The organism is Streptomyces sp. NPDC044064, assembly GCF_056434245.1.
The window spans coordinates 104710-111709 of record NZ_JBWKFN010000017.1; the positions used below are offsets into that span (position 1 = coordinate 104710).

The 7000-nt window shown below is 68.8% G+C and carries 6 protein-coding genes and 1 pseudogene; 5 read left to right on the forward strand and 2 right to left on the reverse strand.

Going from position 1 to position 7000, the window contains the following annotated elements; translation table 11 throughout:
- Positions 1–158 precede the first annotated feature (158 nt).
- The 3 genes from AC07DS_RS26705 to AC07DS_RS26715 all read left to right on the forward strand — a co-directional run bounded on the left by AC07DS_RS26705 (position 159) and on the right by AC07DS_RS26715 (position 3314).
- A complete protein-coding gene (locus AC07DS_RS26705) occupies positions 159–1118 on the forward strand; it encodes an Lrp/AsnC family transcriptional regulator (protein WP_479149183.1) in 960 nt (319 codons plus the stop codon).
- 82 nt (positions 1119–1200) lie between these two features.
- Entirely contained in the window at positions 1201–2397 is a 1197-nt protein-coding gene (locus AC07DS_RS26710; RefSeq protein WP_479149185.1) for an epoxide hydrolase family protein, read from the forward strand.
- Between the two features lie 92 nt (positions 2398–2489).
- Positions 2490–3314, forward strand: coding sequence for a M55 family metallopeptidase (locus AC07DS_RS26715; RefSeq protein ID WP_479149187.1), 825 nt, complete (start codon positions 2490–2492; stop codon positions 3312–3314).
- Positions 3315–3403: 89 nt separating this feature from the next.
- Here the strand turns inward: AC07DS_RS26715 and AC07DS_RS26720 are convergent, their stop codons facing one another.
- Positions 3404–5017, reverse strand: a complete 1614-nt coding sequence (locus AC07DS_RS26720) for a phospholipase D-like domain-containing protein (protein ID WP_479149189.1) — start codon at positions 5015–5017, stop codon at positions 3404–3406.
- A gap of 230 nt (positions 5018–5247) precedes the next feature.
- Between AC07DS_RS26720 and AC07DS_RS26725 the strand changes: the two are divergent.
- Positions 5248–5345: pseudogene (locus AC07DS_RS26725) on the forward strand.
- A gap of 22 nt (positions 5346–5367) precedes the next feature.
- Here the strand turns inward: AC07DS_RS26725 and AC07DS_RS26730 are convergent.
- Complete coding sequence (locus AC07DS_RS26730) at positions 5368–5790, reverse strand: hypothetical protein (RefSeq protein ID WP_479149191.1); 423 nt, start codon at positions 5788–5790, stop codon at positions 5368–5370.
- A gap of 309 nt (positions 5791–6099) precedes the next feature.
- Between AC07DS_RS26730 and AC07DS_RS26735 the strand changes: the two genes are divergently transcribed.
- Positions 6100–6807 (forward strand): alpha/beta fold hydrolase, encoded by a 708-nt coding sequence (locus AC07DS_RS26735; protein ID WP_479149193.1) that lies wholly within the window; start codon positions 6100–6102, stop codon positions 6805–6807.
- Positions 6808–7000 lie beyond the last annotated feature (193 nt).

Below are 7000 nucleotides of genomic sequence, written 5' to 3' on the forward strand. Positions count from 1 at the left end.
TTGTCGTCTGCAGCGGGTCAGGGGCCGCCGGTGAACCGCTCAGCTCGCTCACCCTGTCCGCTGACTCAGATCGTTGTACGGCGCTTCAGCCGATCCATGTACATTCAGTGGCTTGCAGCGCAGGGAATGTGTCACGGTCGCGCCTTATGATGCAGATCATGCGCCAGACGCTCGACGAAACGGACCGTCGGATCGCGGCCGCCCTGCTTGCGTCGCCGCGGGCCTCCTGGCGCGAGGTGGCCCACTGTCTGGGCCTGTCCGAGCGCACCGTCGTACGCCACGTCGCCCGCCTGTACGCCGACGGCACCCTGCGGGCCACGGCCGTGCGCAACCCGGCGTGTTTCCCGCACCTGATCCCCATCGCCCTGCGTATCCGCTGCCGCCCCAACAAGATCCTTCAGGTCGCCCATGCGCTGGCCCGCCGCAACGACACCGTCTGGGTCGACATCCTCGGCGGCGGTGACGAGATCTCCACGATCTTCTTCCTCGCCGGCCCCGACGCCCGCAACGCACTGTTGCTGCGCGACCTGCCCGCCACGGAGGCGGTCGGCACCTGGACCTCCCACACCCTGCTACGGGTCTTCCCCACCGCGTTCCGCTGGACCGCCGGACTCCTCTCACCCGACGAACTGGCCCAGCTCGTCCCCGACCTCACCCCGCACACCACGCCTCCCCCGCCCGTCGACATCGACGCCGCGCTGATCACGGCACTGAGCGAAGACGGGCGGGCCACCTACACGGACCTCGCCCGGCGCGCCGACACCAGCGCACTCACCGCCCGTCGGCGTCTCGACGCCCTCGTGCGCGGCAAGGTCGTCCGCCTTGCCACCGAACTCGACCTCGCACTGCTCGGCGCTCACGCCGAAGCCCTGCTGTGGATCGCCGTGCGGCCCGGCGCACTGCAGGGGACAGCACAGACCCTGAGCAACCACCCTCACGTCCGCTTCTGTGCCGCCACCACCGGCCCCGCCAACCTGGTCGTCGCGCTCGCCGCCGCCGACCTCGACGCCCTGTACACGTTCCTCACCGATTCCGTCGGCCCCCTGGACGGGGTCACCGCCATCGACACCACCCCGCTGCTGGCGACCGTCAAGCGGACGGGCCTGATCCGCCACTGAGGAGAACGACGCACGGGTCCGTCGCGCCCTGCCCCGAAAAATTGCCGATCTTGAAATGCAGAGGAGCCTAAGCTGCGCCGATATGACGACACCACAGAACGAGGCGATCCGTCCCTTCCGCATAGCGATCCCGGAGAGCGATCTGGAGGACTTGCGGAACCGTCTTGACCTGACCCGATGGCCGGACGAACTGCCGAACGCGGGCTGGGCCTACGGCGTTCCGCGTGACTACCTGCGGGAGCTTGCGCACTACTGGCGGCACGAGTACGACTGGCGAGCGGCGGAGGCCCGCCTGAACCAGTGGCCGCAGTTCATGACCACGATCGACGGCGCGGACATCCACTTCGCGCACATCCGCTCCCCGGAACCGGATGCCACGCCTCTGATCGTCACGCACGGCTGGCCCGGTTCCATCGTCGAGTTCGAGCGGATCGCGGGCCCTCTCACCGACCCCCGCGCGCACGGCGCCGACCCCGCCGATGCCTTCCACCTGGTCCTTCCGAGCATCCCCGGCTTCGGATTCTCCGGCCCCACCCGCGAATCGGGGTGGGAGTACCGCCGTGTCGCGGCCGCGTTCGCCGAGTTGATGCAGCGCCTGGGACATCACCGCTACGGGGCCCAGGGCGGCGACTGGGGATCAGCCGTCTCCCGTGAACTGGGCCGTATCCGCCCCGGCCAAGTCATCGGGGTCCACCTCAACATGATTCCCGGCGCGGGAGCGACGGCCGAGCCGACCGAGGCGGAGCTCGCCGCCCTCAGCCCCGTGGAGCAGGAACGCACACGAGCCTCCTGGGAGCGGATGCAGGCGTGGAGCCGTGAGCAGCAGGGCTACGCCGACATCCAGTCCACGCGCCCGCAGACCCTCGCCTACGCACTCACGGACTCCCCCGTCGGCCAGCTTGCGTGGATCATCGAGAAGTTCAAGGAGTGGACCGATTCCTCCGATCTGCCGGAGGATGCCGTGGATCGAGACCATCTCCTGACCAACGTGATGCTGTACTGGCTGACCGGGACCGCCGGTTCCTCCGCGCGGATCTACTACGAGCGCGCCCACGCCCCCTATTGGGGACAGCCACCCGAGCCCTCCACGACTCCCAGCGCGTTCGCCTCCTTCCCGCACGAGAACTTCATCGTCCTGCGTCACATCGCCGAGCGCACGAACAACATCGTCCGCTGGACGGAGTTCGATCGAGGAGGCCACTTCGCTGCGATGGAGGAGCCCGACCTCCTCGTCGGCGACATCCGAGCCTTCTTCCGAAGCCTGCGCAGCAGCATCTGACGCAGGGGCCAGCTGCCGGTCTTGACCGGCCGCGGGCGGTGATCCGATCGTGAACGCCCGGGAAATCGAAGGCTGTTGAGGGGAGCACACGGATGAAGGTCTTCATCTCGTCGGACATGGAAGGCACCGCGGGGGTGGTCGACTGGGACCAGTGCCGGCCGGCGGGCTCCGAGTACGCCTACTACCGGGAGCTGCTGGAGCAGGAGGTCAACGCGGCGATCGAGGGCGCGGCGGCGGCCGGGGCCCAGCAGTTCCTGGTCAACGACTCGCACTCGACGATGTCCAATCTGCGGCCGGACCGCCTGGCGCACCGGGCACGTTACCTGTCCGGCCGGCACAAGCCGCTGTACATGATGCAGGGGCTCGACGAGTCGTTCGACGCGGTCTTCTTCGTCTCGTACCACGGATCCATGTCCGGCGCACCGGCCACGCTGTCGCACACCTACAACCCGCGTGCCATCGCCGAGGTCCGGCTGAACGGTGTGCCGACCGGGGAGGCCGGGATCAACGCCCTGGTCGCGCTGGGGCACCGGGTACCGGTCGTACTGATCACCGGCGACGACGTCACCGCCGCGCAGATCGAGCCGTTCTGCCCCGGCGTCCGGGCGGCGGTGGTGAAGACGTCGGTCTCCCGTTTCGCCGCCGACAGCCTGCACCCGGAGCAGGCTCGTGAGGTCATCAGGGAGGCCGCCGGTGCCGCGGTGCGGCGGCTGGCGGACGCCCGACTGCCCGCGATCACTCTGCCGGCCACTCTGACCGTCCGCTTCCGCAATGCCGACCTTGCCGAGATGGTGACCTGGATCAACGGTGTGGTCCGTGCGGACGAAGTCACCGTCCGCCTGAGCGACGACGACCCCGTCCGCCTGTACCGCACCTTCGTCACGATGGTCCTGCTCACGCGGGGCATCGCCGAGTAGCACGCAGCTCGGTGATCAGGCCGATCGAGACGGCCTTGAGCGGGTGAGTGTCCGGACTGTCCGCGGACTCCCGTGCGGACAGCGGGACTTCAGATCCGGCAGATCCCCCGCTCGTAGTCGACCGTGGCGGACTCCTTGGAGTAGGACCACTGCGGGCTCAGCAGCTGGGTGTCGAGCTGCTGGGCGGCGCCGGGGCTCTCCACGATGTACCCGAAGTCCTGCAACCACGCCGGGTAGAGGTTCTTCGAGCCGATGTAGAACGCGGAACCGTCCACCGAGACCAGCTTGTGGTGCTGGGCGTAGGGGTGTCCGTCGGCCCACTTCGCGCTCGGGGAGCCGCGGAAGGAGGCGAGCTGCAGGTTGGAGCAGAGTGCCGCCGTGGCGCTGTGCTCGTCACCTGTGACCTGGGTGAGCCTGCTGCGCAGTACGTCGCTGATCTCGGAGAGGGACTTGATCTGCGAGTAGCCTCCGCTGCCGACCGCGCCGCGGTTGGCGGGGTCGCTGACGACGATGCGTACCTTGATGCCTGCCGCGAGCTTCGCGGCGAGGGCGTCGTAGACACGGGTGTCGTACCGGGGCAGCGGCGGGCAGGTCGCGTTGAGGTCCTGCTGCGAGATCTCGATGTGGCTGCTCGCGCTGGAGATCAGTGAACGCAGCGCGCTCTCTTCGGGATTGACCGTGTCGTAGTCGCGGTCGGCGTTGGTGTTGTCGTGCAGCCCTACCCCGCACCGGGTGCCGGACGTGGACGGCAGGGCCGGATGCCAGGCCGAGGTGGGATCGGCGTCCTTGATGCCCACGCCGAGACCGCCGACGGCGATCACCGGTACGTCGCCGGTGGCCGGGACGGCCCGCTGGTTCGTGTCCCGCTCCATGGTCGCCATGCAGCCCCCTGCGCCGGAGGCGGCGTACCAGACGCTGGCGATGTTGCTCTGGTTGCGGCAGGTCCAGCTCCACAGCTGGTCCAGGTACCGGCCGGCCGTGCCGGCGGCGGGGCCGGTCAGGGCGAGGTCGACGTCGGTGACCGGGTGGGCGGTGTCGAGGTAGTCGCCCTTCCAGTCGTTGATGCCGCCGGTGATCGCGGACTCCCCGTCCACGACAAGGAGCTTGGAGTGGTTCCACGAGAGCGCGGTCTTCGACGTGGTCATCGAGGCGACGTTGAGCGTGACGGCGTCGGCCGCCGGCCCGAGCTTGCTGCGCAGGTCGTCCCGGTACTTCGAGGGCAGCACGTTCATGTGGTACAGGGGCGCGGCCCCGACGAGGACGCGGACCTTGAGCTTGTGGCCCGAGGCCACGGAGGACTTCAGGCCCGCGACGATGGCGTCCTGGAAGGCACCGTCCGGGAAGGGCGCGAGAGTCGAGATGTCGACGGTCCGCGTCGCCCGTGAGATGTTCTCGGTCATCTTCGCCAGCAGCCGCTTGGTGCCGACGCGGTCCTTGCAGTCCGCGTCGCCCCAGCAGCCGGGCGTCTGGAGCAGCCAGCCGGCGGGGTCGCCGTCCGCGGCGTCGAGCCGGTTGCCGCTCGTCCGCTCCCACACGTCCCCTTCGAGGCCGGGCGAGACCTCACGCAACGCGCTTTCCACGGCGTCGAGATGAGGGGTAGCCGAGTCGGCGGCGGTGGCGGGTGCGGCGGGCAGCACGGCCAGGGAGAGCGCGGATATCAGCGTGACGCGTGCCAGACGGTTTAAGCGGGAGGAATTGATCACCCGCAGAAGTTACCAGGCAGTACATCCCGTGTATGACCACGGTTCAGGGAACCGGAGGTTCCGGTCGCCGTCACCACCGGAGTCCGGTCCACCCCGACGTGAGTCATGCCCACAGCGCAGCCGAGCGGCACATGGCCCGTCTCCAGCGGACGACATGTCAGGCCGGCGTCAGTGGGGTCTGCCAATGTTGTTCACGTGAACGGCGCGGGTCACCCCGAAGCCGGGAGCAGGGAGAGGTGCCCGGAGTGGTTGATCGGGGACCAGCGAGCACGCCTCAAGGTCGGGCCTCACGAGGCCCACGCAGGTTCGAATCCTGCCCTCTCCGCCAGGCACGTCTCCGGATACGTCGCTCATGCCTTGCCGGGCGGCGTCCACGGCTTCCCGGCAGGCGACGGTCCGTCCCAGGCGCTGCGGAACTTCTCCTTCAGGCTTTTGGGCGGGGCTTCCTTCTCCTCCCGTGAATGCACGAGCCGCGCCGTGGTCACTCGTATGTGGCAGTCCCGGTGCCGCTGCCTCACCAGCACCACCCAGGCACCGTCCGAGGTGAGGAGGGCATGCCTCGCTGGCTCGTCTCCCGGTCGGGCATGGCGGGCGAGAACCTGTGGCACGTAGTGCAGGGCAGCGTCCTCGGCGGCTGCCGCAGCCTGTGCCTCATCGCCCTCGATGTGGTGAGTACCCACCAGCATCCAGCGATGCAGCTTCAGTTCCACGCCTTCGACGCGCTCTGTCAGTCGAGTGTCCTCTTCGATGAGGACGTACCACTCATCAGTCATGGGCGGTGCCTACCTGTCTTGCCGATCCGGACGGGCTGACGAGCGGTCGTACGAGCCGCACCGAGGTGACCAGCGCAGACGCTCTTCAACCGGCAAGATGATCGCGCCGGTTGTTCAGCCCCGCGAATCCTGACATGTTGATCAACGACAGTCGGCACCAGGGGGGCCTCGGGAGCTGCCCCGTCGTTCATGCCCCGTCGCGGCGAACTCCCCGTGGCATCGACGGATCGTGCGCCGGCCGGCCATGGAGGGTTCGGCCGCTGGTGATCGCCGGTCCTCCGGCAGGGCTCAACCGCTTATCCTCCGGCCATGGTTGATCGATGCGTGGTCGACGTCGGCGGGGTTCGGCTGGCTTGTCGGATGTCGGGGCCGCCGGATGCTCCGCCGCTCGTCCTGCTGCATGCGATGGGCGAGAACGCCGCCGACTGGGAGGCGGTTGCTCCGGCCCTCGCCCGGAGCCGACGGGTGTACGCCCTCGATCTTCGCGGTCACGGCCGAAGCGACTGGCCGGGAGAGTATTCGCTCGAACTCATGCAGGCCGATGTGCTCGGGTTCCTGGACGCAATGGGACTTGGCTCAGTGGATCTGATCGGGCACTCCATGGGCGGGGTCGTCGCCTATCTGCTCGCTCAGGACTGTCCGCAGCGGGTGAGCCGGCTCGTCCTGGAGGACGTTCCCGTCCCGCGTCCCCGGGAACCGACCACCCCGACCAGGCCGGACGGCGCCCTGACTTTCGACTGGGAGATGGTGCCGGCCGTCCGGCGGCAGATCGACGAGCCTGATCCGCGGTGGCTGCGGCGGCTCAGCAGGATCAACGCCAGGACCCTCGTACTTGCCGGCGGTCCACGCAGCCATGTTTCCCAGGACGGGGTCGCCGAGCTCGCTCGCCGCATTCCCGGCGCACGAGCGGCCACCATCCCGGTTGGACACCTGATCCATCACGCTGCCCCGGAAGCGTTCGTCGAGGCGGTTTCGGCGTTCCTGGAGGAGCACGTCCGTCCTGCCATCCCGTCATGAGGGGGTACGGGACATGACGTCGGGAGGGCTGCACGGGTGCCGCGGCAACTGCCGGTCCGAGGACCACGGCCGAGGGGGGGGGGGGGGGGGGGAAAAAAGGCCGTGGCAGCACCCCGGACAGGCGTTGGGAGGCCGGACCCCAGCTCGGGCGTGTTTCCCGTGTTTTGTTCTGTTGGTTCGGAGAAAGTGCCGT